This is a genomic window from Rhodococcus sp. USK10, from assembly GCF_019378875.1.
In the GTDB taxonomy this organism is placed as follows: domain Bacteria; phylum Actinomycetota; class Actinomycetes; order Mycobacteriales; family Mycobacteriaceae; genus Rhodococcus_F; species Rhodococcus_F pseudokoreensis.
In genome coordinates, this window is the sequence record NZ_CP076048.1 from 6,165,198 (window position 1) to 6,191,612 (window position 26,415).

The 26,415-nt window shown below is 68.9% G+C and carries 24 protein-coding genes; 14 read left to right on the top strand and 10 right to left on the bottom strand.

Going from position 1 to position 26,415, the window contains the following annotated elements; translation table 11 throughout:
* Positions 1-26 precede the first annotated feature (26 nt).
* Positions 27-1,430, bottom strand: coding sequence for a PLP-dependent aminotransferase family protein (locus I1A62_RS35570; protein ID WP_219456914.1), 1,404 nt, complete (start codon positions 1,428-1,430; stop codon positions 27-29).
* 49 nt (positions 1,431-1,479) lie between these two features.
* Between I1A62_RS35570 and I1A62_RS35575 the strand changes: the two genes are divergently transcribed.
* Positions 1,480-1,938, top strand: a complete 459-nt coding sequence (locus I1A62_RS35575; protein WP_219456915.1) for a carboxymuconolactone decarboxylase family protein — start codon at positions 1,480-1,482, stop codon at positions 1,936-1,938.
* Between the two features lie 3 nt (positions 1,939-1,941).
* Here I1A62_RS35575 and hppD read toward each other — a convergent pair whose 3' ends face one another.
* Positions 1,942-3,147, bottom strand: a complete 1,206-nt coding sequence (gene hppD / locus I1A62_RS35580) for a 4-hydroxyphenylpyruvate dioxygenase (RefSeq protein WP_219456916.1) — start codon at positions 3,145-3,147, stop codon at positions 1,942-1,944.
* 217 nt (positions 3,148-3,364) lie between these two features.
* On the opposite strand from hppD, the gene I1A62_RS35585 reads away from it, so the two are divergent.
* Entirely contained in the window at positions 3,365-4,012 is a 648-nt protein-coding gene (locus I1A62_RS35585; RefSeq protein WP_219456917.1) for an IclR family transcriptional regulator, read from the top strand.
* 5 nt (positions 4,013-4,017) lie between these two features.
* On the opposite strand, the gene I1A62_RS35590 is transcribed toward I1A62_RS35585, so the two are convergent.
* Positions 4,018-4,560 carry a gamma carbonic anhydrase family protein gene (locus I1A62_RS35590; RefSeq protein ID WP_219456918.1) on the bottom strand — a complete coding sequence of 181 codons (543 nt, stop codon included), beginning with the start codon at positions 4,558-4,560 and terminating at the stop codon, positions 4,018-4,020.
* A gap of 213 nt (positions 4,561-4,773) precedes the next feature.
* Between I1A62_RS35590 and I1A62_RS35595 the strand changes: the two genes are divergently transcribed.
* From I1A62_RS35595 to I1A62_RS35610, 4 genes are all read left to right on the top strand, one after another.
* The gene (locus I1A62_RS35595; protein WP_219456919.1) at positions 4,774-5,991 is read left to right on the top strand and encodes a CaiB/BaiF CoA-transferase family protein; all 1,218 of its coding nucleotides are present in this window, start codon (positions 4,774-4,776) and stop codon (positions 5,989-5,991) included.
* 14 nt (positions 5,992-6,005) lie between these two features.
* Positions 6,006-6,875, top strand: a complete 870-nt coding sequence (locus I1A62_RS35600) for a hydroxymethylglutaryl-CoA lyase (RefSeq protein ID WP_219456920.1) — start codon at positions 6,006-6,008, stop codon at positions 6,873-6,875.
* Between the two features lie 28 nt (positions 6,876-6,903).
* Positions 6,904-8,271 (top strand): SLC13 family permease, encoded by a 1,368-nt coding sequence (locus I1A62_RS35605; RefSeq protein WP_124395037.1) that lies wholly within the window; start codon positions 6,904-6,906, stop codon positions 8,269-8,271.
* 222 nt (positions 8,272-8,493) lie between these two features.
* On the top strand, positions 8,494-10,770 hold the full coding sequence (locus tag I1A62_RS35610) for a SulP family inorganic anion transporter (protein WP_219456922.1): 2,277 nt from the start codon (positions 8,494-8,496) through the stop codon (positions 10,768-10,770).
* A gap of 1 nt (position 10,771) precedes the next feature.
* On the opposite strand, the gene I1A62_RS35615 is transcribed toward I1A62_RS35610, so the two are convergent.
* Positions 10,772-11,668, bottom strand: a complete 897-nt coding sequence (locus I1A62_RS35615) for a diiron oxygenase (protein WP_124395039.1) — start codon at positions 11,666-11,668, stop codon at positions 10,772-10,774.
* Between the two features lie 99 nt (positions 11,669-11,767).
* Entirely contained in the window at positions 11,768-13,351 is a 1,584-nt protein-coding gene (locus I1A62_RS35620; RefSeq protein ID WP_219456923.1) for an MFS transporter, read from the bottom strand.
* 89 nt (positions 13,352-13,440) lie between these two features.
* On the opposite strand from I1A62_RS35620, the gene I1A62_RS35625 reads away from it, so the two are divergent.
* Positions 13,441-14,112, top strand: coding sequence for a TetR/AcrR family transcriptional regulator (locus I1A62_RS35625; RefSeq protein WP_219456925.1), 672 nt, complete (start codon positions 13,441-13,443; stop codon positions 14,110-14,112).
* Between the two features lie 203 nt (positions 14,113-14,315).
* On the opposite strand, the gene I1A62_RS35630 is transcribed toward I1A62_RS35625, so the two are convergent.
* On the bottom strand, positions 14,316-15,371 hold the full coding sequence (locus I1A62_RS35630) for an adenylate/guanylate cyclase domain-containing protein (protein WP_219456926.1): 1,056 nt from the start codon (positions 15,369-15,371) through the stop codon (positions 14,316-14,318).
* 101 nt (positions 15,372-15,472) lie between these two features.
* Here I1A62_RS35630 and I1A62_RS35635 point away from each other — a divergent pair, with 101 nt between their 5' ends.
* Positions 15,473-16,189, top strand: coding sequence for a DUF6319 family protein (locus I1A62_RS35635; RefSeq protein WP_124395043.1), 717 nt, complete (start codon positions 15,473-15,475; stop codon positions 16,187-16,189).
* A gap of 122 nt (positions 16,190-16,311) precedes the next feature.
* The gene (locus tag I1A62_RS35640; RefSeq protein ID WP_124395044.1) at positions 16,312-16,965 is read left to right on the top strand and encodes a S1 family peptidase; all 654 of its coding nucleotides are present in this window, start codon (positions 16,312-16,314) and stop codon (positions 16,963-16,965) included.
* Positions 16,966-17,033: 68 nt separating this feature from the next.
* Here the strand turns inward: I1A62_RS35640 and ilvD are convergent, their stop codons facing one another.
* Both ilvD and I1A62_RS35650 read right to left on the bottom strand, forming a co-directional pair.
* Positions 17,034-18,728 (bottom strand): dihydroxy-acid dehydratase, encoded by a 1,695-nt coding sequence (gene ilvD / locus I1A62_RS35645; protein ID WP_219456928.1) that lies wholly within the window; start codon positions 18,726-18,728, stop codon positions 17,034-17,036.
* A gap of 37 nt (positions 18,729-18,765) precedes the next feature.
* The gene (locus I1A62_RS35650) at positions 18,766-19,332 is read right to left on the bottom strand and encodes a TIGR03086 family metal-binding protein (RefSeq protein ID WP_219456930.1); all 567 of its coding nucleotides are present in this window, start codon (positions 19,330-19,332) and stop codon (positions 18,766-18,768) included.
* An 84-nt stretch (positions 19,333-19,416) separates the two neighbouring features.
* On the opposite strand from I1A62_RS35650, the gene I1A62_RS35655 reads away from it, so the two are divergent.
* From I1A62_RS35655 to I1A62_RS35670, 4 genes are all read left to right on the top strand, one after another.
* Complete coding sequence (locus I1A62_RS35655) at positions 19,417-20,415, top strand: aldo/keto reductase (RefSeq protein WP_095863426.1); 999 nt, start codon at positions 19,417-19,419, stop codon at positions 20,413-20,415.
* 45 nt (positions 20,416-20,460) lie between these two features.
* The gene (locus I1A62_RS35660) at positions 20,461-21,738 is read left to right on the top strand and encodes a nitrate/nitrite transporter (RefSeq protein WP_219456931.1); all 1,278 of its coding nucleotides are present in this window, start codon (positions 20,461-20,463) and stop codon (positions 21,736-21,738) included.
* A gap of 82 nt (positions 21,739-21,820) precedes the next feature.
* Positions 21,821-23,401: an FAD-binding oxidoreductase gene (locus I1A62_RS35665; protein ID WP_219461612.1), complete on the top strand. Its 1,581-nt coding sequence runs from the start codon at positions 21,821-21,823 to the stop codon at positions 23,399-23,401.
* Positions 23,398-24,312, top strand: coding sequence for a diacylglycerol kinase (locus I1A62_RS35670; RefSeq protein ID WP_219456933.1), 915 nt, complete (start codon positions 23,398-23,400; stop codon positions 24,310-24,312). Before I1A62_RS35665 ends, I1A62_RS35670 begins: the two co-directional genes overlap by 4 nt.
* Positions 24,313-24,316: 4 nt before the next feature.
* On the opposite strand, the gene I1A62_RS35675 is transcribed toward I1A62_RS35670, so the two are convergent.
* Positions 24,317-24,700, bottom strand: a complete 384-nt coding sequence (locus I1A62_RS35675) for an RNA-binding S4 domain-containing protein (RefSeq protein WP_124395050.1) — start codon at positions 24,698-24,700, stop codon at positions 24,317-24,319.
* 34 nt (positions 24,701-24,734) lie between these two features.
* On the bottom strand, positions 24,735-26,234 hold the full coding sequence (locus I1A62_RS35680; protein WP_124395051.1) for an MFS transporter: 1,500 nt from the start codon (positions 26,232-26,234) through the stop codon (positions 24,735-24,737).
* 6 nt (positions 26,235-26,240) lie between these two features.
* Between I1A62_RS35680 and I1A62_RS35685 the strand changes: the two genes are divergently transcribed.
* On the top strand, positions 26,241-26,378 hold the full coding sequence (locus tag I1A62_RS35685; protein WP_219456935.1) for a hypothetical protein: 138 nt from the start codon (positions 26,241-26,243) through the stop codon (positions 26,376-26,378).
* Positions 26,379-26,415: the final 37 nt, after the last annotated feature.

Sequence of the window (26,415 nt, forward strand, 5' to 3'; positions counted from 1 at the left end):
CCGACCAGTCCCATAGGAAATTCTGCTCACGGAGTGGGCAGCGCGCGGCACAGGGCGTCGAGCGTGGCGGCGAAGCGGGCGGACGACGGCGTGCTGTAGCCGACGACGAGCCCGTCCGGCCGGTCCGCGGGACCGTCCGGATGACGGAACGTGCGCAGGCCCTCCACCGCGAGACCGAGAGCCGCGGCCCGGCCGAGGGTGGCCGCCTCGGTCCCGGCCGGAAGTTCGAGGACGGCGTGCAGACCGGCCGCGATGCCGGTGACGTGCACGTGCGGTGCCCGCGCGGCGAGCGTCTCGACGAGGGTGTCGCGCCGGCGGCGGTACAGGGTGCGCATCCTGCGGACGTGCCGGTCGAATCCGCCCCGCTCGATGAAGTCCGCCAGGGTCAGCTGGTCCGTCGCGCTGACCCACCGCTCGTACACGCCCTTGACCCTCAGGACGTCGTCGATCAGGTGTTCCGGCAACACCATCCACCCCACCCGGATCGCGGGAGACAGGGTCTTGCTCACGGTGCCCAGGTACGCCACCTGTTCGGGGGCCAGACCCTGCAGGGCGCCGACGGGCTGGCGGTCGTACCGGAACTCTCCGTCGTAGTCGTCCTCGATCACGATCCCACCGGTCGTGCGCGCCCATTCCACGAAAGCCGTTCTCCTGCTCGGGTGGAGCGGACCTCCCGTGGGGAACTGGTGGGCCGGGGTGAGCAGCGCCGCGGACAGGCGCGTGCCCGTCGCGCCCGGGGGCTGCGCGCCGTGGGCGTCGAGGTGCAGGGGCACGGTGACGGCGCCGGCGTCGCCGAGCAGTTCGCGATGAAAGTGCAGCCCGTACCCTTCGACGGCGACCGGTCCCTGCACGGCGCGGGCGAGCAACCACAGTCCGTGCCCCGAACTCGCACTGACCACGATGCGATCGGGATCGGTGCGGACCCCTCGTGCGCGGGAGAGGTATTCGGCGACCGCGCGGCGCAGTTCGGGGCGGCCCCGCGGGTCGCCCGGACCGAACGCATCGTGGGGTGCCGCGGTGAGCGCCCGGCGCGCCGACGCCATCCAGGCGGAGCGGGGAAACTCCGCGACGTCGGGCGAACCGGGCAGCAGACTCCACGCGGGCCGGGGTGCGGCCGCCGAGCGAGTGTGCGAGCGGTGGGCGGGCTCGCCTGCCCGATCGGCGACCCGAGTGCCCGATCCCTGCCGCGCCGTGAGCCACCCCTCCGCGACGAGTTCGGAGTACGCCTCGGCGACGGTGTTGCGGGCGACGCCGAGGTCGAGGGCCAGCGCGCGGGACGGCGGGAGAGTGGTACCCGCGACGAGCCGTCCCGAGCGAATCGACTCGCGCAGCGCGGACACCAGCGTGGCGCGCACCCCGGAAGACCGTCCACCGGCGGGCAGGTCGAGATGGAGGTCGCGGCCCAGACCCGAATTGGCCCAAGATTGCATGCCTAAATTGAACCATGGAGATGGGCTATTTCGCGCCTACTGTTCTCCTATGACCACAACAGAGCGCAAGACCCGAGTCGACCTCGCACGCAAGGCCCCCGCCGTCTACAAGGCGATGATCGCCCTCGACGCCGCCGCCCGGCAGGGCCTCGACCCGGAACTCGTCGAACTGGTGCTCACCCGGTGCTCCCAGATCAACCACTGCGCGTGGTGCATCGACATGCACACCGCCGATGCCCGCAAGATCGGCATCGGCGAACAGAAGCTGTTCCTGCTCGGCGCGTGGGAGGAAATGCACGGCCTGTACACCGGCAAGGAGCGCGCCGCGCTCGCCCTCGCCGAGTCGATCACCGTGCTGACCGACGGCTTCGTCCCGGACGCGGTGTACGAGGAGGCGGAGGAGCATTTCGACGAGACCGAACTGGCTCAGCTCATCTCGCTGGTGCTCACGATCAATGCGTGGAATCGCATCGCCGTCAGCACCCGCAAGATCCCGCGGGTGCGCTGACTCTCAGAAGTTTCCGCGGGCGGCTTGTTCGCGTTCGATGGCTTCGAAGAGGGCTTTGAAGTTGCCGATGCCGAAGCCGAGGGAGCCGTGGCGTTCGATGAGTTCGAAGAACACGGTGGGCCGGTCGACGAGGGGTTTGGTGAAGATCTGCAGCAGGTAGCCGTCTTCGTCGCGGTCGACGAGGATGCCGCGTTTCTGCAGTTCCTCGATCGGGGCGCGGACGTTGCCGATCCGGGCCCGCAGTTCGGGGTCCTGGTAGTAGGAGTCCGGGGTGGCCAGGAATTCGACCCCCTCGGCGGTGAGCTGGTCCACGGCGGTGAGGATGTCGTTGGTGGCCAGGGCCAGGTGCTGGGCGCCGGGGCCGCCGTAGAAGTCGAGGTATTCGTCGATCTGGGAGCGTTTCTTGGCGATGGCGGGTTCGTTGAGGGGGAACTTGACGCGGTGGTTGCCGTTGGAGACGACCTTGCTCATCAGGGCGGAGTAGTCGGTGGCGATGTCCTCGCCGACGAATTCGGCCATGTTCGTAAAGCCCATGACCCGGTTGTAGAAGTCGACCCAGTGGTCCATCTTGCCGAGTTCGACGTTGCCGACGACGTGGTCGAGGGCCTGGAACAGGCGCTTGGGGGCGCCGTCCCGTCGGGTGTGCGACGAGGTGCGCGGCTGGTAGCCGGGCAGGTAGGGGCCGGTGTAGCGGCTGCGGTCGACGAGGGTGTGGCGGGTGTCGCCGTAGGTGGCGATCGCCGCGATCCGGACGGTGCCGTGCTCGTCGGTCACGTCGTGGGGTTCGTCCAGGACGGTGGCGCCCTGGGCGCGGGCGTGGGCGATGCACTTGTCGACGTCGGGGACGGCGAGGGCGATGTCGACGACGCCGTCGCCGTGGGTGCGGTGGTGCTCGATCAGCGGGCTCTGGGGGTCGACGGCGCCGTTGATCACGAAGCGGACGGCGCCGGATTCGAGGACGAAGCTGTGGTGGTCGCGGTTGCCGGTGGTGGGTCCGGAGTAGGCGACGAGGGTCATCCCGAACGCGGACTGGAAGTAGTGGGCGGTCTGGGTGGCGTTGCCGACCACCCAGACGACGGCGTCCCAGCCGCTGACCGGGAACGGGTCGCGGGTGCCGTCGTATTCGACGAGCCCGACCAGCTGCTCGAGCTGGCCGAGGTCGAGACCTGCCAGGCGTTCCTTGTCGGTGAGAGTCTGCTCGATCGTCATGATGGTGCCTTTCCTTGCAACGGTTTTCGGATACGGAGAAGGGGAGTGCGACTGCGCACCGGGGAAGCGGCGAATGCCTGACACAGAGGTAACCGGCCGCCGGCCCGGTCGTCAACCGGGACCCGGCCATCTAGCCGCATCGACAGATGAGAGCGGCCCCGCCCCCGCTTTCCTATACAATCTGAATACTTCAATGGGGCAATAGAAATGGACTGCGATGGATGCGCGGAGTGAGATCGGCGTCGGAGTGCTCGCTCGCGCGGTGGCGATCCTCGATGTCGTGGAGTCGAGCCCGATGGGCGCGAGCGATCTCGCCCGCGAACTGGACCTGTCCCTGTCGACCACGTACCGGCTGGCAACGGACATGGTCAAGCACGGCCTCCTCCGGAAGGATCCGGAAGGCCGTTTCTACCTCGGTCAGCGTTTCGTCACGACGGCGCTGAGTGATCTCGCGGTCCCGGCTCTGCGCGAATTAGCGGAGAAGACAGGGGAATCCGCTCAGCTGTGGGTGCGGCGGGGCGAGTCGCGGCTGTGTGCGGCCAGCGTCGACTCGCAGCACGAACTGCGGGTCGCGCTGCCGGTCGGAACATTGGTGCCGCTTCCGCAGGGGTCGAGTGGGCACGTGCTGTCCGGCGACTGGGAGGCCGACCCCGAAGCGGTGAAATCGGGTTGGTGGGTGTCGATTTCGGAACGAACACCGGGATCCGCGTCCATCAGCGCACCGGTTCGCCGGCACGGCGAGATCGTGGCCGCCGTGTGTGTGTCGGGCCCCGAGGGGCGCATGGGCGAGAACCTGGGTTCTCGGATGGGCCGCGCAGTCGTCGCTGCTGCGCGGCAGATCGAGAAGTCCGTTCCCGGCGACTGACCCGCTCAGGCGGTGTCGAACGAGGTGACGTCCGCCGATCGATGTTGCTGCGCCAGTCGGCGGTAGACGGCCGCGTTGGCGGCATTGTGGGCCACCTCGTCGTCGGTCAGTTCCCGGCGGACCTTCGCGGGCACGCCGGCGACGAGTGAGCGCGGCGGAACCCGGGTTCCTTCGAGGACCAGCGCGCCGGCCGCGATCAGCGACTGCGTGCCGATCACCGCGCCGTTGAGAACGGTGGCGCCCATGCCCACCAGGGCGCCGTCCTCCACGGTGCAGCCGTGCAGGACGGCGTTGTGCCCCACGCTGACGTCCCGGCCGACGACCACGGGGAAACCGGGGTCGACGTGAACGGCCACACCGTCCTGGATGTTGCTGCCCTCGCCGAGGGTGATGGAATCGCAATCGGCCCGCAGCACGGCGCCGTACCAGACGCTGGTCTCTGCACCGAGGGTCGCGGCGCCGATCACCGCCGCGGTAGGCGCGACCCACGCGGTCTTCTCCGCGCGCGGCGAACGTCCGTTGATCGCAACGACGTGTGGTTCTCTCACCGTGTTCTCCTCCTGTCGAGCAGCGGATTCGTGCTGCATTTCGCAGCGTTCCGTCGTCCATTGTCGGGTGGCGCGGACTCCGGGCATTGCCAATTGTGACTGCTACCACTACCGTCATTCTTATCAGACGGGAAGTTAACTGCCAAATAATGAGAATACGCAGGTAGGGCTCCCGGCGACATCCGGTACAGATCGACGAGGGAGAACTCTCACATGCAGGTCCCAGAGAACGGCCCACTGCACGGCATCCGTGTGCTGGAACTCGGCAACTTCATCGCAGCGCCGATGGCGAGCCGCATCTTCGCCGACTTCGGCGCCGAGGTCGTCAAGATCGAGCGGCCGGGCGTCGGCGACGAACTGCGGGGCTGGCGCCGCCGTCGCGGCGCGACGTCGATGATGTTCCGCACCATCGCCCGCAACAAGCGTTCCGTCACCCTCGACCTCCGGACGGACGAGGGCCGCGCGATCATCCTCGACCTCGCCGCCAAGTCGGACGTCGTCATCGAGAACTTCCGGCCGGGAACGCTCGAGCGGTGGGGAATCGGCCCCGACCAGCTGACTGCCGCCAACCCCGACATCGTCCTCGTGCGGATCTCCGGCTACGGGCAGACCGGCCCGTACCGGGAGCGCACGGGATTCGGCGGTGTCGCAGAGGCCTTCGGCGGGCTGCGGCACGTCACCGGCTACCCGGACCGCCAATCCGTCCGGGCTGCAGCCCCCATCGCCGACACCCTCGCCGGGCTGCACGGCGCGATCGGCGCCCTGATCATGTTGCTGGCCAAGGCGAGACAGGGCGATCATTCGGCGCCGCGGGTGGCGGACGTGGCGCTGTACGAATCGGTGTTCATGGCGATGGAATCGCTCGTTCCCGACTACGACGCGTACGGCATGGTCCGCGAGCGGACCGCAGGCAACCTGCCCGGCGTGGTACCGAGCGGTGTCTATCCGTGCGATGGAGGCTCCGTGATGATCGCCGGCAACTCGAGCGGCGTGTTCGGGCGGCTGATGCGGGCCGTGGGACGGGGCGATCTCGCCGACGATCCCGAACTGGCCGACGGGGATCAGCGATTCCGGCGTGAGGCCGAACTCGACGACGCGATCTCCTCGTGGACTTCGCAGCGGCGCCCCCGCGACGTGGTCGCCGAACTCGGCGCCGCCGGCGTGCCCGTCGGCGAGGTGTACGACGCGGTGCAGATCGCGCAGGACGAGCACTACAACGCCCGCGGCATGCTGCAGAGCCTGAAGGTGACCGTCGACGGCGAGCCCGAAGAGGTCCGGTTCCCCGGGGTCGTCCCGCAGCTCGACGGCGAACCCACGCAGATCCGCTGGGCCGGACCGGAGCTGGGTGAGCACACCGACGAGATCCTCGGCGGACTGCTCCAGCTGTCGGGCGACCAGCTCGACGACTACCGCGCCCGCAACATCGTCTGAATCGGAGAAGTGAAATGACAGTCACCATAACGGATGTCGTGCTGCGGGACGGACTGCAGGACGAGGACGCGGTCGTCTCCACCGACCGCAAGATCGCCGTCGCGGACGCCCTCGTCGCCGCAGGCGTGAAGCACATCGAGGCGGCATCGTTCGTTTCGCCCACACGCGTCCCGCAGATGGCGGACGCCGACGACGTCATCGCCCGGCTGCCCCGCACCGATCCGTCGGTCACCTACAGCGCACTCGCACTCAACCCGCGTGGGGTGCACCGTGCCGCCGCGACCGGCATCGACGAGATCCAGGTCGTGACGTCCGCCAGCGCCGGGCACAGCACTGCGAACACGGGCCGGAATCCGGACGAGGCGCTGACCGGACTCGCCGAGGCATTGCAGAAGTACCCGGACCGGAGTTTCCTCGGAGGTGTGTCGACCGCATTCGTCTGCCCGTTCGAGGGCATCATCGCCCCCGCCGCGCTGGTGCGGGTGGCGCGCGCGATGGCCGCGATGGGTGTACGCAGGCTCGGGCTGGCCGACACCCTGGGAACGGCCACCACCGAGCAGGTGCTCGCATCGGTCGGGGCGGTGCGCGACGCCCTCCCCGACATCGAACTGAGCCTGCACCTCCACAACGCGCACGGGCAGGCCCTCGGCACCGTGATCGCCGCGCACCGGCACCTCGGCATCACGCACTTCGACAGCGCCATCGGAGGGTACGGCGGCTGCCCGTTCGCGCCGGGCGCCCACGGCAACCTCGCCACCGAGGAACTGGTCGCGCACCTCCACGCGCACGACATCGACACGGGAATCGATCAGCAGGCCCTCGGCCTCGCCGTCGACACCGTGAAACTTGCTCTGGCCCAAGCTCGGCCCCTCTCCGCAGTGTGACCTGCGAACTCACCCCGAAAGGCCGATCATGGTCTACGCAATCTCCATCGTCGCTCTGATCGCGATCTTCACCGTGGCGACACTCACCCCGATCAACATGGGCATCCTCGCGTTCGCCGGAGCATTCGTCATCGGCGGCTGGGTGTCCGGGATTCCGGTCGAGGACATCATCGACGCCTTCCCCGGCAGCACGTTCATCATCGTCGGCGGCATCACGCTGCTGTTCGCCATAGCGAAGACGAACGGGACCATCGATCTCGTCATCGAGGCCTCGCTGCGCCTCGTGCGCGGCAGGCGGTGGGCGATCCTGTGGATGATGTTCCTGCTGTCCGGGCTGCTGATGGCACTCGGGTCCGTGCTCGCGGTCGGGATGCTCGCCCCCATCGCGATGCCCCTCGCGGCCAAGAACAGGATCAACCCGTTCCTGATGGGCATGGTCATTAGCCACGGCGCCCTGGCCTGTGCGTTCTCGCCCATCAACCTCTACGGCGCGTTCATCAACGGACTGATGGACTCCACCGGCGTCGGGGCGAATCCGCTCGTCCTGTTCGCACTGCCGTTCGTCCTCAACCTGGCCATAGCGATCGTGCTGTTCCTGATCTACGGCCTCGACCTGATCGGGCGCCGCGCTCCGCGCCCGGTCGAGGAGACATCCGACGGCGGCGGATTCGGCGGTTCCTCACGCCGGTCGTCCGGTGGTGGCGCCCCCGCCGGCGGTCCGAGCGGGAACACCGCGACGCTCACCGATCGCGAGGTGATCGAGGAAGCGCTGAGTCACGAGGGCATGAAGCCGGTGAAGATGGACAGGTACCGGTTCGCGACACTCGCGGGCATCGGGTTCCTCGTCGTGGGGTCGGTTCTGTTCGGAATCGACGTCGGTGTCAGCTCGATCTGCATCAGTGCCGTCCTGCTGTTGATGGCGCCCAAGTCGCACCCCAAGGTCGTCGACAACGTGGCATGGCCTGCCGTGGTGCTCGTGTGCGGGATGCTCACCTACATGGCGGTCATGACGCAGAACGGCACACTCGACTTCCTCGGCGACGCGGCGTCGGCCCTCGGATCGCCGTTGCTGACCGCGTTGATCCTCTGCTACGCGGTCGCGATCATCTCCGCGTTCGGATCGTCGATCGGCACGCTCGGCATCGCGCTGCCCCTCGCCGCGCCGATGCTCGCGATGGGGGAGGTGGGCGCCGTGGGATTCGTCGCCGCCCTGGCGTTCTCCGCGACGGTGGTCGACGTCAGCCCGTTCTCGACGAACGGCGTGATGGTGCTCGCCAACGCGCAGGTCGAGGACAAGGCGCGGTTCCAGCGCAAGATGCTCGCCTACTGCGGCCTGATCGTACTGTCGGCTCCGATGTTCGTCTGGGCGCTGGTCGTCGTGCCGACGTCCGTGTAGGCCTTCCGGGCAGTGCCGGTCACCGACTTTCGGTCGGTGACCGGCACTTCTCACAATTCGAGGCCGCCCTCTGTGAACTTTACGTACTTTAATCTTCATGTAATGGACTGTTGTCCAATAGTTTTCGATTCAACTGGGTGAAAAGCACTGCCACAGTGACACATGCCACAGGATCGCGTCCGTTTCGGGCGTTTCGTCGGTCTCCGCCCGTAAGGTGTCGACATGTCGTCGATCCTCGAGAACGAGAAAGCACCCCCATCCGGTGCCCCCGCCCCCGGACCGACCCGCGGCGAAAGGTGGCGAGATAACGCGCGATACGACCTACCCGCATCGCTCGTCGTCTTCCTCGTCGCCCTGCCGCTGTCACTCGGTATCGCCATCGCATCCGATGCCCCGATCATGGCGGGCCTCATCGCCGCGATCGTCGGCGGTGTGGTCGCGGGTTCCGTCGGTGGCTCACCACTCCAGGTCAGCGGCCCGGCCGCCGGATTGACCGTGGTGGTAGCGGAATTGGTCGCCACCTTCGGCTGGAAGGCCACGTGCGCGATCACCGTCGCCGCCGGATTCCTTCAAATTATCTTCGGGCTCAGTAGAATTGCCCGCGCGGCCCTGGCCATCGCGCCGGTCGTCGTCCACGCCATGCTGGCAGGCATCGGAATCACGATCGTCCTCCAGCAGATTCACGTCCTCCTCGGCGGCAGCTCGCACAGCTCGACCGTCGAGAACATCACCCAGCTGCCCGGACAGCTGACGTCCGCCCGCTACGCCGACGTCCTCGTGGGAGCGGTGGTCATCGTCGTCCTGCTGTTCTGGAAGAAGATTCCCGGCAAGCTGAAGGTGCTCCCGGGGCCCCTGGTCGCCGTCGTCGCCGCCACCGTTCTGTCCCTCGTCCTCCCGTTCGACCTCGATCGAATCACGTTGGACGGCTCCCTGTTCGACGCCGTGGCGCTGCCGTCGATGCCCGACGGCCCGTGGCTCGCCGTGGCCACCGGGGTGCTGACGGTCGCGCTGATCGCCAGCGTCGAGAGCCTCCTGTCCGCGGTCGCCGTCGACAAGATGCACGGCGGGACCCGGTCGGAGTTCAATCGGGAACTCGTCGGTCAGGGCTCGGCCAACATGATCTCGGGTCTCATCGGTGGCCTGCCGGTCACCGGTGTCATCGTGCGCAGCTCCACCAACGTCGCCGCCGGGGCGAAGACCCGGGCGTCCGCCGTGCTGCACGGCGTCTGGATTCTCGTCTTCGCCGCACTGCTCACCGCGCTGGTCGAGCAGATCCCGATGTCCGCGCTCGCCGGACTGCTCATCGTGATCGGCATCCAGCTCGTCAAAATGGCGCACCTGCGCACGGCCCGCCGCACCGGCGACCTGTGGGTGTACTGCGTGACCGTGGTCGGTGTGGTGTTCCTGAACCTGCTCGAGGGCGTGATCATCGGTCTCGCACTCGCGGTGGTCCTGCTGCTGTGGCGGGTCATCCACCCCAAGATGCGCGCCGAACCCATCGGCTCCGAGGACTCCGGGCGGTGGCGCGTGACCGTCGAGGGGTCGTGCAGCTTCCTGTCCATGCCCGCACTGACCGGACTGCTCGCGAAGGTGCCCGCGGGAGCACACGTCACCGTGGAACTGGCGGTCGACTTCCTCGACCACGCCATGTTCGAAGCCATCGACGACTGGAAGCGGCACTACGAGAACAACGGCGGAACCGTCGTGATCGACGCGCTCGGTCCCGTCGACATGGCCGCCGTGGGTGCGTCGCCGCCGCGGCGCGGCGTCGGGGTGGCGAGCCCCCGCGGGTTCGCCCCGTGGAAGAGCTGGCAGCCGCGGCACCACGACACGGGGGAGAACGCCACACCGGCGGCGCTGCGACCCGTCCTCGCGGGAGTGTCGGAGTACCACCGGCGCAACGCCGCTCAACTGCAGCCGCACCTCGACGACCTGCACGACGGGCAGCGCCCCGACTCGCTGTTCCTCACCTGCTCCGATTCACGCATCGTGCCGAACGTGATCACCAGCAGCGGTCCCGGCGACCTGTTCACGGTGCGCAACGTGGGCAACCTGGTGCCGATCGGGAAGCAGGACGTGTCCGTCGAAGCGGGCCTGGCCTTCGCCCTCGACGAACTCGAGGTCAGCTCGGTGATCGTGTGCGGCCACTCCGGCTGCGGCGCGATGAAGGCCGTCCTGGCAAGTGCACCGGCTGATTCCGACGGATCCGAGGGCGCCGTCGAACAGTGGCTGACGTTCGCGCAGCCGAGCCGCAAGGCGTTCCTCAGCGGTCACCCGGTCGCGCGTGCAGCAGCAGAACTGGGATTCGACGAGGTCGACCAACTGGGCATGGTCAACGTGGCGGTCCAGGTGCAAACCCTCGGGCGCCATCCCCTCGTCGGTGAGGCGGTGGCCGAGGGCCGAGTACGCGTCGCGGGAATGTTCTTCGACATTCCGTCCGCGCGCGTACTCGAGATCACCTCGACCGGTGTGTCCTACCTGGACCACGTCCCCGCATGATTCAGAGGAGATGGACCCTCTTGTAGAGGCGCTTCGACGGGCCGCCGACGAGGCCGACGCCATCGAGGAACTGCATCAACTTGGAACCGGACGTCCGGACGGTGTCCTTGTAGTGCTGGTTGCTCTTGGCCTCGGCGGCGGCCCGCTTCGGGTCCAGGCCGGCGTTCTCGTAGACGTCCTTGCGGATCATGCTCTTCATCACGAAGTACACGACCGCGGCGGTGTTGAGCCGCTCGATCTGGAGGCGGGCCCAGCTGGCGCCCTGGATGCGTCGTCCGACCTCCTCGCGGGCGAAGCGGATGTGGCGGGCCTCTTCGAGGACGTGGATCTTGCTCACCGTGCGGGTGACGGGCTGCACGCGCTCGTCCTTCATGAAGTCGCGCTGCATCATGTCGAGGATCTCCTCGGCGGCCATCACGCTGGCGTACGCGTTGGCTCCCCGGAAGAAGCCGCCCCAGATGCGCCCGAGCTTGTGGATCACCGGGTGGGGTCCGTAGCTCGGCATGTTCAGGCGTTCGCCCGCGCGGGCGAACATCACCGAGTGGCGGCACTCGTCCGCGACCTCGGTGAGGGCGAACTGGACGTGGCGCGAGTGCTTGTCGCGGCCGTACACGTCGCGCAGCAGCATCTGCATGAGAAGGATCTCGAACCACAGTCCGACGCTGGAGACGCTGGCGGCCTCGTGCTTGGTGAGTTCGATCTTCTGCTCGTCGGTCATCTCGTCCCACAGGGCCGTGCCGTACAGCGTGCTCCACTCGGGGGTGAGACCGAACTTGTCGTCGGGGATCGGTGCTTCCCAGTCGACCTCGACCATCGGGTCGTAGGACTTGCGTGCCGACGACGCCAGCAAGCGCTGGGCGGTCTCTTCGCGGTCGGAGACGACGATCGATGCGGTCATCACTACCCCTTGATCTGTGACTAGACGGTCAACTAACTGTGACATTCAGTTACTGATACTGAACGATACAATGACGACGGTCACAAGGGCAACGTCCGCTCAGTCGATCTCGGCCAGTTCCTGCGGCGATTCGGCCCTCGGCACGGACCCCTTCCGCCCGGGCGCCCACACCGCGAGCAGCAGCGATGCGCCGAACAGCACACAGGCCAGCACGATGGACGCCTCGTCGAAACCCTTCAGGAACGAATCCCGGGCGAACGTCGCAAGTTGCTCACCCTGCGGGCCCGCGACGTCGGCGACCTGCAGTGCCGCCGCCAGCGAACTCGACACCGGCTCCTTCGCGGCCTCCGGAACGGCGTCGACCGCGGGCTGCACATGCCTGCCGTAACCCGCGGCCAGGACGCTGCCCGCGAGCGCGACCCCGATGGCCGAGCCGATCTCGCGCGCCGTGTCGTTGACGGCCGACGCGACACCCTGCTTCTCGTCGGGAGTGTTCTGCACGATGGCAGACGTCGCGGGCGCCGTGCACAGTCCGATACCGAACGCGGCCACGATGAGCGGGGCGCACACCGCCGCGTAACTCGAATGCGCGTCGAGCCGCACCAGCAGGAGAATGCCCAGGCCGAGCAGTGCAGAGCCGGACGCGAGCAGCGGTCGCAGCCCGACGTGCGGGACGAGCATCGGCATGACCGCGGACATCGCCACCACCGGCACGGCGAGGGGAGCGAGCGCGAGCGCCGACTGCAACGGGGAGTAGTCCAGCACCAGTTGCAGGTACTGGACGAGCAGGAAGAACAGGCCCAGTGAGGCGAGGAACTGCAGGAGGAGCGACATCGACCCCGAGCCGAACGCGCGGTTGGCGAACAGCCGGACGTCGAGCAGGGGGTGCTTTCTGCGAAGTTCCACGAGGGCGAACGCGGCCGCGCAGGCGAGTCCGCCGACGAGCAGTCCGAGCACGACGGGATCCAGCCAGCCGCGTTGCGGCGCCTCGATGGTTCCCAGGACGAACAGGCCGACCGCGGCGGCGATCAGCCCGGTGCCGGGAAGGTCCAGCGGTGGGCGCTCCGACTCGCGGGACGACGAGATGGTGAAGCCCGTGACGAAGATCAGCGCGGACACCACGGTGAGGCCGATGAAGATGGCGTGCCACGACCACTTCTCGAGCAGGAATCCGGAGACCAGCAGGCCGGCGATCGCACCGGAACCGGCGACACCCGACCAGATGCCCACGGCCCGGCCCCGGTGTGCCGGCGGAAAACCCGCGGTGAGCAGCGACAGCGTGGCGGGCATGACGAGGGCGGCGCCGACGCCCGCCATCGCCCGTGAACCGATGATCCACTCGGGTGCGTCGTTGACGAGGGGGATTGCGGTGGAGGCGCCGAAGATCAGCAGTCCGATCATGAGCAGCCCGCGCCTGCCGTACCGGTCGCCGAGCGCGCCCGCCGGAAGCAGCAGGGCGGCCAGCGTCAGGGTGTAGCCGTCGACGATCCACGTCAGCTGGCTCTGCGTCGCACCCGTGTCGCGGGCGAGGTCGGGGAGCGCGGTGTTGAGGGCCGCCATCGCCGCGACGACGAGGGCGACGGCGCAGCACGAGACCGTGAGCATCCAGATCTGCCGCGGGGTCCAGCCGACGACGTTGCTCTGTTCGGTGTCCTGCGGTGGTGCCGAGTCCCGAGAGCGCACGATGAATCCCTCCATGGAAGAAACGAGACTGCCAGTATCGTTGGTAGACTGGCAGTTCACAAGAGGTCGGGCAGTGGCAGGAACGGGCGGTGCAGATGACCGAGCAGGATCCCCGCAGGCAGCGCTCGCGCGCGCGACTTCTCGACGCCGCGACAACTCTCCTCGCGAAGGGCGGCACGGACGCCGTCACCATCGACGCCGTCACCAAGCTGGCGAAGGTGGCTCGTGCCACGCTCTACCGGCATTTCGACAACGGCACCGAACTGGTGGCCGCGGCGTTCGGGCGGCTGATTCCGCCCGCCCCGACGGTGCCCGCCGAAGGCGACCTCCGGGACCGGCTGGTCGAGTTGATGGTCAGTCAGGCGAAACTCATCGAGAGTGCCCCCATGAACGTGACGGCGATGTGCTGGCTGGGCATGGGCCCCGCGCTGGACGACTACTCGAGCGCGGACGCCGCCCAATCGGACAAACCGGAACTGCGGACGCTCCGGCAGACGATCGTCGCGCAGTACCGGGCGGCGTTCGACCAGGTCTTCGGCACACCCGAGGCGGCGGAACGCCTCGGAAGATTCGACTACGACCTCGCCCTCGCCCAGCTCCTCGGACCGCTCGTCTTCACCCGGCTCGCCACCCTCACCCCGCTCGGACGCGCCGCGTGTGAGCAGATCGTCGACGACTTCCTCGCGGCACGCGCCGCCCAGGTCGAAGCCGGTGCCCACCCGCCCGCGCTGCGCGAGATACCCCCTGCTCAGGCATTATGACGTCGACAGCTCGAGCTGTCGTCATTACCGTGGCAGTGCGCGCGGCACCAGACGCCGCGCCTGTCTGATGAATGGTGTGGGAAGGTTTTTCGATGATCACTGATGCACTCAACTGGCTCCTCGGTGCGTGGGGCGGCGTCGCCGCCGGCAGCAGCGGATACTCCATCCCGCCCGGAACCCTTCCCTTCGGAAGCTGACGCTCGTCAGGCGTCCCGGTTCCGGCGCAGCACGAACTGTTCGAGCCTGCGTATTCCTCGAACGCGTCGTGGGCGTAGCTGTTTGAGGTAGTAATCGGGAGCGCCGTCGAGTTCGTGGGCGAGTTCCTCGTCGATCAGCACCGTGCCGGGACGCGCCGAACCGGTGAGTCTCGCCGCGGTGTTGACGACGGAACCGTAGAGGTCGCCGAACCGGACGAGAACCGGACCCATCGCGAGACCGACCCGTAGTTCGGGGTCCGACTCGTCCGGCAGGACCCGCTCCTGGAGTTGAAGGGCGATCTCCGCCGCATCGGCCGGCGATTCGACGGCGAACATCACCTCGTCGCCGACCGTTTTCACCACCCACCCCTGATGCCCGCCGATCACCGTCGTCGAGGCAGACTCGAAGCGTTCCAGCAGGTCCGCGAGATCCCGGGCACCGAGTTGCCGCGTCAGCGACGTGTACCCGACGATGTCCGCGAACCCGACCACCAGGGTCCGGCTCGCGACCTCCTCACCGGGATTGCCCACGTTGCGGCCCGTGGTCGAGGCGACGTGCCTGCGCCACACGTACGCCTGCAGCGATTCGACCGCAGGAAGGATCTCGGCGGTCAGCCCCCGCACCTGCTCCCGGATAGCCTGCTCGTCGCTGCCCGCCGAATCCGCGAGCTGATCGACGATGTGCGTGCTGATCAGCGACACCTGCCATTCGGCGAGCCGCGACAGCGACTGGCCCAGAGCACGGGCCGCCGCCACTTCGCGTTCCGGCGAGATGATCCCCCGGTCGACGAGCGACGCGATGGTCCTCAGCGCGGCGGCGTCCCCCTCGGTGAACATGACGCTGTCGGGGTCGATGTCGACCGCGAACCCCATCGACACCCACAGACGGTCCGCCCGCTCGACCGATACGCCCGCGATATCGGCGATCTCCGCCCGCGTGTACCGGCGGGGCCCGCCGAGGAGCGACTCCTCGAGATCGGCCTGAACGTCGCGGAGCAGGGTCGGTGAGATCTCCGTCGGCGTTGCCGTCTCGTCGCCGTTTTCCGGTGCTTCCGAGGTCACGTCGTTCCTCTCGTTACGTTCGATGCGGAACCGTCGGTGGGGTGTGCAAGAGTTGCGGTGCTCACGAGCGTAACCAGGAGACAGACCAGAAAGGACAGCGCATGCCGCCCCGTAGACGTTCCGGCGCCGCCGCACCGGATCACCTGACCGCGGAGAATCTCGAGACCCTCGCTGCCGCGATCGCGGAAGGCAAGCGGGCCACCGTGTATCTGCGCGAGGCGATGCCCAGCCTCGGGCTCGAGGCCGGAGCCTCGGCCAAAGTCATCTCCGTGCAAGGCAATACGGTCCTGATCCGCCCCAAGGGCGTCGACGACGAGCTCCCCTTCGAAGCCGAGGAGCTTCTGATGAGACGAATTCCGGCGGCCAAGTCGGCGCCCGCCGCCGCGTCCGCCCCCGCCGCGCCGGTCGTGCACCAGGAGATCGAACCGGGTCCGCCGCCCGCTCCCAAGGCGTCCGCCGCGAAGACCGTCGCGGTGCCGCAGCCGGCCGCCGCCGCGGTCCCGAAACCCGCCGCCGCACCGGCCAAACGCACCGCCAAGAAAGTGCCGGCCGGAGTCAGCGTCACCATCCACGCCGGCGCCGACAACGACTGGAGCGTCACCGTCGCGCACGGCGCCAAGCGTCCCGGCAAGGCTGTCCCGGTGTCTCCGGACGCCGTCGAGCGTGCGGTCCGGGAACTGGGCGAGGAGACGGCGATCGAGGCCGTCGAGTCGATCATCGTGGCGGCGCGCAACCTCGCCGCGGCGCGGGTGGACGAGCTGAGCCGGCAACTCGAGGACGCCCGGAAAGCGCTGGAGGCCCTCGGCGCGGGCGAGTAGTCCCGGATCGGGCAACGGCCGCGGTCTCTACATCGGCATTCCCCCACGCAGGTCTTGCGCGGGATGGGATTCTTATGGAGAGACACGCGGCCGTCGGGGCTCATTCCGGGAAGGTTCGAAAAATGTTGAAACGATTCGCGGCGGTTGTTGCGGCGACAGCGGGAATTCTGGGATTCGTTGCGGCAGGGACCGCGACAGCAGCTCCGGCCGCCGTCATGGGGGGCGGTTCGGGGATCGTGGTGAACGACGAACTGGTCTGTTCGCTCACCACCATCGGACACGACAACGCGGGCAGGCTCGTCGGCCTGACGGCGGGCCACTGCGGTGAGGTCGGCTCGTACGTGGTGCCCGAGGCCAGTCAGGACAGCGGCATCGTCGGAGAGTTCGTCATCTCCAACCCCGCGCTCGACTACGCGGTGATCCAGTTCGATCCGGCGAAGGTCGTCCCCGTCAACCGGGTCGGCGGCGTCACCATCACCCGGATCGGCGCACCGGCCGGCTTCCCCCAGGTGGCGTGCAAGGAAGGCCGCACCACGGGAAACACGTGCGGCATCGTCTACGGCGACCTCATGCAGACGGGGGAGACGTGGACCCAGGCCTGCGTGATCGAAGGTGACTCGGGCGCACCGATGGTCGTCGGCACCACCCTCGTCGCCATGGTCAACGCCTACCTCGCGGCACCGTGCATCGGCCCGGAGATCGGCACCAACCTCAACTCGATCGTCAACGACATGAACGCGAACGCCGGTCCCGGCGCCGGGTTCCGGCCGATCTAGGCGCCTTCGGCGCCCGTGAGTGGTTAACGAGTCTCTGGACTCGCTGACCACTCACGGGCGCGGAGCGCCTACCCGCAGACGGCGCCGCCCGAGGCGGAACCGACGAGCTTCGTGTACTTGGCCAGGACCCCGCGGGTGTAGCGCGGGGGCAGCGGTTCCCACCCGTTCCTGCGGTCGGCGAGTTCCTTCTCGTCGACGAGCAGTTCCAGCGTGCCCGTTCCGACGTCCAGGCGGATCTGGTCGCCGTCGCGGACGAACGCGATCGGGCCGCCGTCCACGGCCTCTGGTGCCACGTGCCCGACACACAGGCCGGTGGTGCCGCCGGAGAATCGGCCGTCGGTGAGCAGCAGGACGTCTTTGCCGAGGCCTGCGCCCTTGATGGCGCCGGTGATCGCGAGCATCTCGCGCATGCCGGGACCGCCCTTGGGGCCCTCGTAGCGGATGACGACGACGTCGCCGCCCGTGATGGTGCCGTCCTCGAGGGCGTCCATCGCGGCCCGCTCCCGCTCGAAGACGCGCGCCGTGCCGGTGAAGACGTCGGAGTCGAACCCGGCGGACTTCACCACCGCGCCGCCCGGAGCGAGGGAACCCTTCAGGATCGTGATGCCGCCGGTCGGGTGGATGGGCGTACTCATCGCGCGCAGCACCTTGCCGTCCGGGTCGGGCGGCGCGATGTCGGCCAGGTTCTCGGCCATCGTCCGGCCGGTGACGGTCAGGCAGTCGCCGTGCAGCATGCCGGCGTCGAGGAGGGCCTTCATGATGACGGGGACGCCGCCGATGTGGTCGACGTCCTTCATCACATGCTTGCCGAACGGTTTGACGTCCGCGAGGTGCGGGACGCGGGCGCCGACGCGGGAGAAGTCCTCGAGTGTCAATTCCACTTCGGCTTCGCTGGCGATGGCCAGCAGATGCAGGACGGCGTTGGTGGAGCCGCCGAACGCCATGACCACGGCGATGGCGTTCTCGAACGCCTCCTTGGTGAGGATGTCCCTGGCGGTGATGCCGCGGCGGAGCAGTTCGACGACGGCTTCGCCGCTGCGCCTCGCGAACCCGTCGCGACGACGGTCGGTGGCCGGCGGGGACGCGCTGCCGGGCAGCGACATGCCGAGTGCCTCGGCGGCGCTGGCCATCGTGTTCGCCGTGTACATGCCGCCGCACGCACCCTCGCCGGGGCAGATGGCGCGCTCGATGGCGTCGACGTCCTCGCGGTTCATCAGTCCGCGCGAACACGCACCGACCGCCTCGAACGCGTCGATGATGGTGACGTCGAGTTCGGTGCCGTCGGACAGCTTGGCGACGCCCGGCAGGATCGACCCCGCGTAGAGGAACACGCTCGCGAGGTCGAGGCGGGCGGCGGCCATCAGCATGCCGGGCAGCGACTTGTCGCAACCGGCGAGCAGCACGGACCCGTCGAGGCGTTCGGCCTGCATCACCGTTTCCACGCTGTCGGCGATCACCTCACGGGACACGAGGGAGAAGTGCATGCCCTCGTGTCCCATCGAGATGCCGTCGGAGACGGAGATGGTGCCGAACTCGAGGGGATACCCGCCCGCGGCATGGACACCGTCCTTGACGGCCTTCGCGAGCCGGTCGAGCGACAGGTTGCAGGGGGTGATCTCGTTCCACGACGACGCGACGCCGATCTGGGATTTTCCCCAGTCGTCGTCGCCCATGCCCACCGCACGGAGCATGCCGCGTGCTGCGGTCTTCTCCAGTCCGTCGGTGACGTCGCGGCTGCGGGGTTTCGGATCCGGAGTACTCATGCATCCCAGCGTAGGCGGGACCCTCGGGCGCGGTTGGTTAAATGCGTTGCCGGGGATCGCGACCGGTCAGGGCGATCAGGCGATCCTGCAGCGGCGCGTCGCCGGGTACGTCGACGGGGTCGGCGAACAGCCCGCTCTCGGAGAGCATCTCGCGCTGGCCGTCGAGGTCCGACCAGACCCCGGCGACGAGTTGCGGGTCGAGTGTGTCGTCGGATCCGGTGGCCTTGGCGAGGTCCCAGGCGTGGATGGTGACGTCGGCGGTCTGCTGCCGCAGGTACGGCTCCAGCGGCACCGTGCCGTAGGACAGGTGCACGTGCGTTTGCGGGTCGGTCGACGACCACGCGCGGATGGCCGCGTCCGAGTACCGCTGCCATTCCGCCCGCATGTCGCCGTGCAGGGGTTCGATGTCCGGGGTCGCCTCGCCGACCGTCTTCCCGGCGAGCAGCGGGGGAACCCACTGCTGTTCCTCGATGACGTGCCGCACCAGGTGGGTGACGTCCCATTCGCGGTCCGGTGTCGGCGCCGACCAGTCGGTGATCGCGGCGACCCGCGCACCGAACTCGCGGTGGGCGATGCGGGCGAGTTCGAACCAGTCGAATGCCATGCCTTCAGGGTAGAGGCAGCCGGGTCACGATCAGCGCGATTCCAAACGATGCACCTGTCGGGGTGCTCGGGAAGGATGGGGCGCATGACCAACATCCCCACCGTGCAGTTGTCCGAAGGCCTCACCGTCAGTGCGCAGGGCTACGGCGCCATGTCCGTCGCCCCCGTGTACGGGCCCGTCGATCCCGCGGAGGCGCTCGCGACCCTCCACCACGCCATCGACATCGGTGTGACGTTCATCGACACGGCCAACGTGTACGGCGACGGCGCGAGCGAGATCGCGGTGGGCACGGTGCTGAAGGAACGCCGCGACGAGGTGCAGCTGGCCACCAAGTTCGGTCTCGTCGGCAACATCGCGAACGGCAGGCGCAGCATCAACGGCAAGCCCGAGTACGTGGGGCAGGCCCTCGACGAATCGCTGAGCCGGCTCGGTGTCGACACCGTCGACCTGTACTACCTGCACCGCGTCGACCCCGAGGTGCCCATCGAGGACACCGTCGGCGCGATCGCGGAACAGGTGAAGGCCGGGAAGGTCCGCCACATCGGACTGTCGGAGGCGACCGGCGACGAACTGCGCCGCGCGTCGCGGGTGCATCCCATCGCCGCGATCCAGAGCGAGTGGAGCATCTGGAGTCGCGACGTCGAGAAGCACGTGGTTCCGGCGGCGGCGGAACTGGGCATCGGCTTCGTGCCGTACTCGCCCGTGGGCCGGGGCTTCCTCACCGGAACGTACGACCCGGCCGTGCTGGGCGACAAGGACCTGCGTCGCCGGTTCCCGCGTTTCGGGGACGACGCGCTGCCGTCGAACCTGAAGGTGCTCGACGTCGTCCGCGAGGTGGCCGCCGAACTCGACGCGACGCCCGCCCAGGTGTCGCTGGCGTGGCTGGACGCGAAGGGCCGCGAGTTCGGGTTGCCGTCCGTGTCGATTCCCGGCACCCGGTTCGCGGCCCGCGTGACGGAGAACGCAGGTGCGGTCGCGCTCACCCTGACCGAGGGGCAGATCGCGCGTCTGGACCTGCTCGCGGACCTCACCGTCGGCGAGCGCACGGCCGATCCGACCTGGGTGTCGCTGGGCCGCGAGTGACTTCACCCAGCGGGTAATACCTGCTGGCGGGTAGTTTGATCTGCGATGAGCAGAGTGTGGTTGGTGTGGGGCGTCGGGGTTGTCGCATATATCGTCGCCGTCCTGCATCGAACCTCGTTCGGTGTGTCGGGGCTCGCGGCGTCGGATCGATTCTCGATCAGTCCGAGTGTGCTGTCGAGTTTCGTCGTACTCCAGATCGTGGTGTACGCGGGAATGCAGATCCCGGCCGGCGTGCTCCTCGATCGGTACGGGTCGCGGGTCATGATAGCCGCCGGGGCGCTCATCATGGCGTCGGCGCAGATGGTGCTCGCGCTCACCGAATCGCTGCCGCTGGCCGTCGCCGCGCGCGTGTTCGTCGGCATCGGCGACGCGATGACGTTCATCTCCGTGCTGCGCCTGGTGCCGCAATGGTTCGCGCCGCGGCGGGTCCCGCTCATGTCTCAGCTGACGGGCATCTTCGGTCAGATCGGTCAGATCCTGTCGGCGCTGCCGTTGATGCTGCTGCTGAACGGGCCGGGCTGGAGTTTCGCGTACGGCAGTGCGGCGTCGCTCGGGTTGCTGTCGTTCGTGCTGGCCGTGTCCGTCATCCGCAACGCCCCGCCCGGTCTGGAGGTGGTGGCCGCACCCGCCGGACTGCGGGAGGTGGGGACGCAGATCCGTGCGGTGTGGCGGCGGCACGGAACCCGGCTGGGCTTCTTCACCCACATGGGCACGCAGTTCTCGATGACGACGTTCGCCCTGCTGTGGGGTGTGCCGTACCTGAGGTCGGCGCAGGGATTGTCGGCGGCCGAGGCCGGTTCGCTGCTCACGCTGTCGGTAATCTCGGCGATCGTGGCCGGGCCGATCATCGGCATCCTCAGCGGCCGGTTCCCGATGCGCCGCTCGTATCTGGTGCTGGCGATCATGATCAGCAACGCGGCGATGTGGACCGTCGTGCTGGCGCTGCCGGGCCCGGCGCCGATCTGGTTGCTGGCGCTGCTGGTGATGGTGATCTCGGTGGGCGGCCCCGGTTCGATGATCGGCTTCGACTACGCCCGCATGTTCAACCCCAGCACCAGCATGGGAACCGCGCAGGGAATGGTCAACATCGGCGGCTTCCTGGCGTCGTTGCTGGTCATCCAGGCAATGGGGCTCATCCTCGACGCGATGGGCGGGTACTCGTTCGACAGTTTCCGCGTGGCCTGGCTCGTGCAGTACCCCGTGTGGATAGTGGCGATCACCGGGGTTCTGGTGACGCGGGGGAAGACGCGGAAGCAGATGGGACTGGTGCTGCGGCCGATCCGGCAAGTGTGGCGGGAGCGGGGCGATCGCCCGAAGGGCTAGTTACACTCTTACATGATGTGTAACACTATAACGCATGAGCAATGAGCGTTCGGAAGATCATGCCGTCCTGACGGCACCCCCGATGCAGTGGGACGCCTGGGGCGCGCCCGAGAAGCACAAGTTCCTCTCGGACGGCATCAAAGGACTGCTGCAGCAGGCACTCGGCGTCACCATCCGGGAACCCTCCGACCGGGCGGCAGACGACGTCGTCCTCGCTCCGAGCGCACTGTCCGACCAGCACGTCGCCGCGCTCGCAGGCATCGTCGGAGAGCGGTTCGCCAGTACCGCACACACCGACCGGTTGCTGCGTTCCGGCGGCAAGAGCACGCTCGACCTGCTGCGGCGCCGCAGCACCGCACCGCAGAACGCGCCCGACGCCGTCGTCACCCCCGGCACCGACGCCGAGGTCGCCGACGTGCTCCGATACTGCGCCGCCAACGGCATCGCCGTGGTCCCGTTCGGCGGCGGCACCAGCGTCGTCGGCGGACTCGACCCGGTTCGCGACCGATTCGACGCCGTCGTCTCGCTGGACCTGCGTCGGTTCGACGCGCTGATCGACCTCGACACCGACTCCGGCATCGCGACGCTCGGAGCGGGCGTGACGGGCCCGCTCGCCGAGGAACTGCTCGGCGCACACGGCTTCTCGCTCGGGCACTTCCCGCAGAGTTTCATGTTCGCGACCATCGGCGGTTTCGCGGCCACCCGGTCGTCGGGGCAGGCGTCCGCGGGGTACGGCCGGTTCGAGGATATGGTGCAGGGACTGCGGGTGGTGACCCCCGCCGGGACCCTCGACACGGGGCGTGCCCCGGCCTCCGCGGCCGGCCCGGACCTCGGCGAACTGTTCGTCGGGTCGGAGGGCACGCTCGGCGTCATCACCCGGGTCCGGGTGCGCGTGCACGCGGTCCCGGCCACCACCGTCCGGGAGGGGTGGCGTTTCCCCGACTTCGAGACCGGCGCGGCCGCACTGCGCGCGCTGCGACAGGAGGGTGCGGTCCCGACCGTGCTGCGACTGTCCGACGAGGCGGAGACGGCGGTGAACCTGGCGACCACCGACAAGATCGGCGAGGAGACCGTCACCGGCGGCTGCCTGGCGATCACCACGTTCGAGGGCACAGCCGAGCACACCGCGGAACGGACGGCGGAGGCCCGCGCGGTGCTGCAGGCGCACGGCGGCACGTCGCTGGGCGAGGAACCCGGAAACGGCTGGGAGCAAGGCCGTTTCGACGCACCGTACCTGCGCGACTCGCTGCTCGACGCGGGCGCGCTGTGCGAGACACTGGAAACCGCGACCACGTGGGGCAATCTCGCCGCCCTCCGCACGGCGGTGACCACCGCGCTCACGGAATCGCTGTCGGCGCAGGGCACCCCGCCGCTCGTCCTCTGCCACATCTCGCACACCTACCCGACGGGCGCTTCGCTGTACTTCACCGTCGTGTCCGCGCAGGCGGACGACCCGATCGAGCAGTGGCGGAAGGCCAAGACCGCCGCCGGGGACGCGATCGTCGCCGCAGGCGGAACCATCACGCACCACCACGCGGTCGGCGTCGACCACCGCCCGTGGATGCGGGACGAGATCGGCGATCTGGGCGTCACGATTCTGCGGGCGGTCAAGGACGCCGTCGATCCCGCGGGAATCCTCAACCCCGGCAAGCTGATTCCGTGAGCACGCAGCAGGTGATCGAGAAGGTCACCGTCCTCGTCAACCCGCTCGCCGGGCACGGCCACGCGCCGGTCGCCGGACGCAAGGGGGTCGCGCGCCTGCGGGAACGCGGCGTCGCCGTCACCGAAATCATCGGAACGGACGCCGATCACGCGCGCACGCTGGCGCGGCGGGCGATCGACGACGGCACCGACGCGCTCGTCGTCGTCGGGGGAGACGGCGCCATCAGCATCGGGTTGCAGGCGGCGGCGCAGTCCGGGACACCGGTCGGGCTGATCCCCGCGGGCACCGGCAACGACCATGCGCGCGAATTCGGCATCCCCGTCGGCGATCCCGTCGCGGCCGCCGACGTCATCGCCGACGGCGAGGTGCAGCAATCCGACCTCGCCCGGATCACCCTCGACGACGGCGCGGTCGTGTGGGCGGGCACGATCGTCGCGAGCGGTTTCGATTCACTCGTCACCGACCGCGCCAACCGGATGTCCTGGCCGAAGGGACCGATGCGGTACAACCTGGCGATGCTCGCCGAACTGACGCAACTCCGCCCGCTGCACTACCGCATCGGACTCGACGACCAGACCGTCGAGGTCGACGCGACGCTGGTCGCCGTGGGCAACGGCCGCTCCTACGGCGGCGGGATGCAGATCTGCCCCAACGCGGACAAGACCGACGGACTGCTCGACGTCACGGTCGTCGACTACGGCCGCCGGTCGAGGCTGGTCCGGCTGTTCCCCCGCGTCTACAAGGGCACCCACGTGGACCTCCCCGACGTGCAGACCTACCGCTCGCGGACGGTGCGACTGCAGTGCGACGGCATCACGGCCTACGCGGACGGCGACCGGGTCGGCCCGCTGCCGGTCACCATCGAGGCGGTGCCTGCCGCGCTGCGCATCCTCAGCCACACCCCGGCCTGAGCGGTCACAGCCCGCGCAACCGGTCCATGTCGCGGCGTTCGCGTTTGGTGGGCCTGCCCGCGCCGCGGTCGCGCTGCGGGATCGACGCGAGGACCTCGCGCGGTGGGGGTGGCGGCGTGTTGTCGGTATAGCACTCGACGGCCACCACCGCGCCCACCCGCTTGGTGATCGGCCGGATCACCTCGACGATCCGTTCGACACCCGCCGCGCGGATGCGGACCTCGTCGCCGGTCTTGACCGGCTGCGCGGGTTTCGCGGTGCTGCCGTTGACCCGCACGTGCCCCGACCTGCACGCGGCCGCCGCCGCGGAACGCGTCTTGAACAGCCGGACCGCCCACGTCCAGCTGTCGACGCGGACGCTCGACGGGTCGGTACCGGAAATCGCCACCCGACCAGGATACGAAAGCGTGCCCGCAGGCACGTCACCCCTCCGTGGGGCTCGGCCGGGCGAGGGCCGGTTGCACTGCGGGACCGGTGACGTCGCAGTGCGGTTTGCACGCGACCGACTCCGGTACGGGACCGAGCGGGACGGGGCCGAGCGGCGTGGGCGCCGGCGCGGCGGGCGCCCGGATCAGGACCGCGGCGATGGCCGCCCCGACGAGCAGCAGTGCGATGCAGACGAACATCGCGATGCGGAAGCCGTCCGAGAAACTGCTCGGGTCGAGCATGCTTTCGGCGTCGATCCCGGCGATCCCGGGGAGGGCGGCCACCGCGAGCAGTTGGCTGGTGCGTGCGACCGCGTTGTTCACCCCGGACGCGATGCCCGACTGTTCCACCGGGACCGAACCGAGCACTGCCGCGGTCAGCGGCGCGACCATGGCGGACAGTCCGAGACCGAACACGACGACGCCGGGAAGCACGACCGTCCAATAGCTCGCGTCCGGCCCGATCCGCGTCATCAACAGCAGGCCGACCGCGGCGAGGGCGGGCCCGACGGTCATCGGCAGTCGCGGGCCGTGGGTCTGGGCGTAGCTGCCTGCGCGGGAGGAGAACGCGAGCATCGCGAGCGTGATCGGGATGGTGGCCAGCCCGGCTTCGAGCGGCGAGTACCCGGCCACCAACTGCAATTGCAGCACCAGCAGGAAGAAGACGCCGCCGAGCGCGGCGTACACGGCGAGCGTCACCAGGTTCGCCGCGACGAACATCCGCGACGAGAACAGGCTCGGCGGCACCAGCGCGTTCGGGGAGCGCACTTCCACGACGACGAACGCGATCAGCACGACGGCGCCCACCACCCCGGCGATCAGGTTCATTTCGATCAGGCCGTAGGTGAGCGCGCCCAGGCCGATCACGGCGCACGCCGAACCGAGTACGTCGAGGTGATCGGGCGGGTGCGGGTCCCGGCTCTCCGGGACGTGCCGCATCGACGCCCACACGACGAGCGCGGCGAGCGGAAGGTTGAGCAGGAACACCGACCGCCAGCCGGCCACCTCCACCAGCCAGCCGCCCACTAGAGGTCCGATCGCCCCCGCCACCCCGCCGAGCCCCGACCACAGTCCGATCGCGGCGCCCCGGTCGTCCTCGTGGATCGACGCCGAGATCAGCGCGAGACTGCCGGGGGTCAGCATCGCGGCCCCGACGCCCTGCAGAATCCGTGCGATCACGAGCAGAGTGATGTCGGGCGCGATGCCGCACAGCAGCGACGCCGCCGCGAACCACACCGTCCCCCAGACGAAGACGCGGCGCCTGCCCCAGCGGTCCCCGAGCGCCCCGCCCAGCAGGATCAGCGACGCCAGGGCCAGCGTGTAACCGCTGAGAATCCACTGCAACCCCGCGACACCCGATCCGAGGTCCTCGCCGATGTGCGGCAGTGCGATGTTCACCACCGTGCCGTCCAGCAGCGCGAGACTCGAGCCGAGCACGGTGGCGACGACGACCCACCGCCCCCGGCGGGTGCTCAGGCGCAGAACGGTCTCGGTCACCTCCCCATGGTGCGCCGCGATCCGCGCGGTGCGGCGCTCGTTGCGAATTCCGGCGCCGGCTTCGGCATACTCGACGTCGTGTGTGCGACGCCGCGGGACTACGGCAACGATCCGGACAGCATCTTCTCCACACTCGCCCTGTGACGGCCGCGCGCGTGCGACACTGTCCGCCACGAACCTC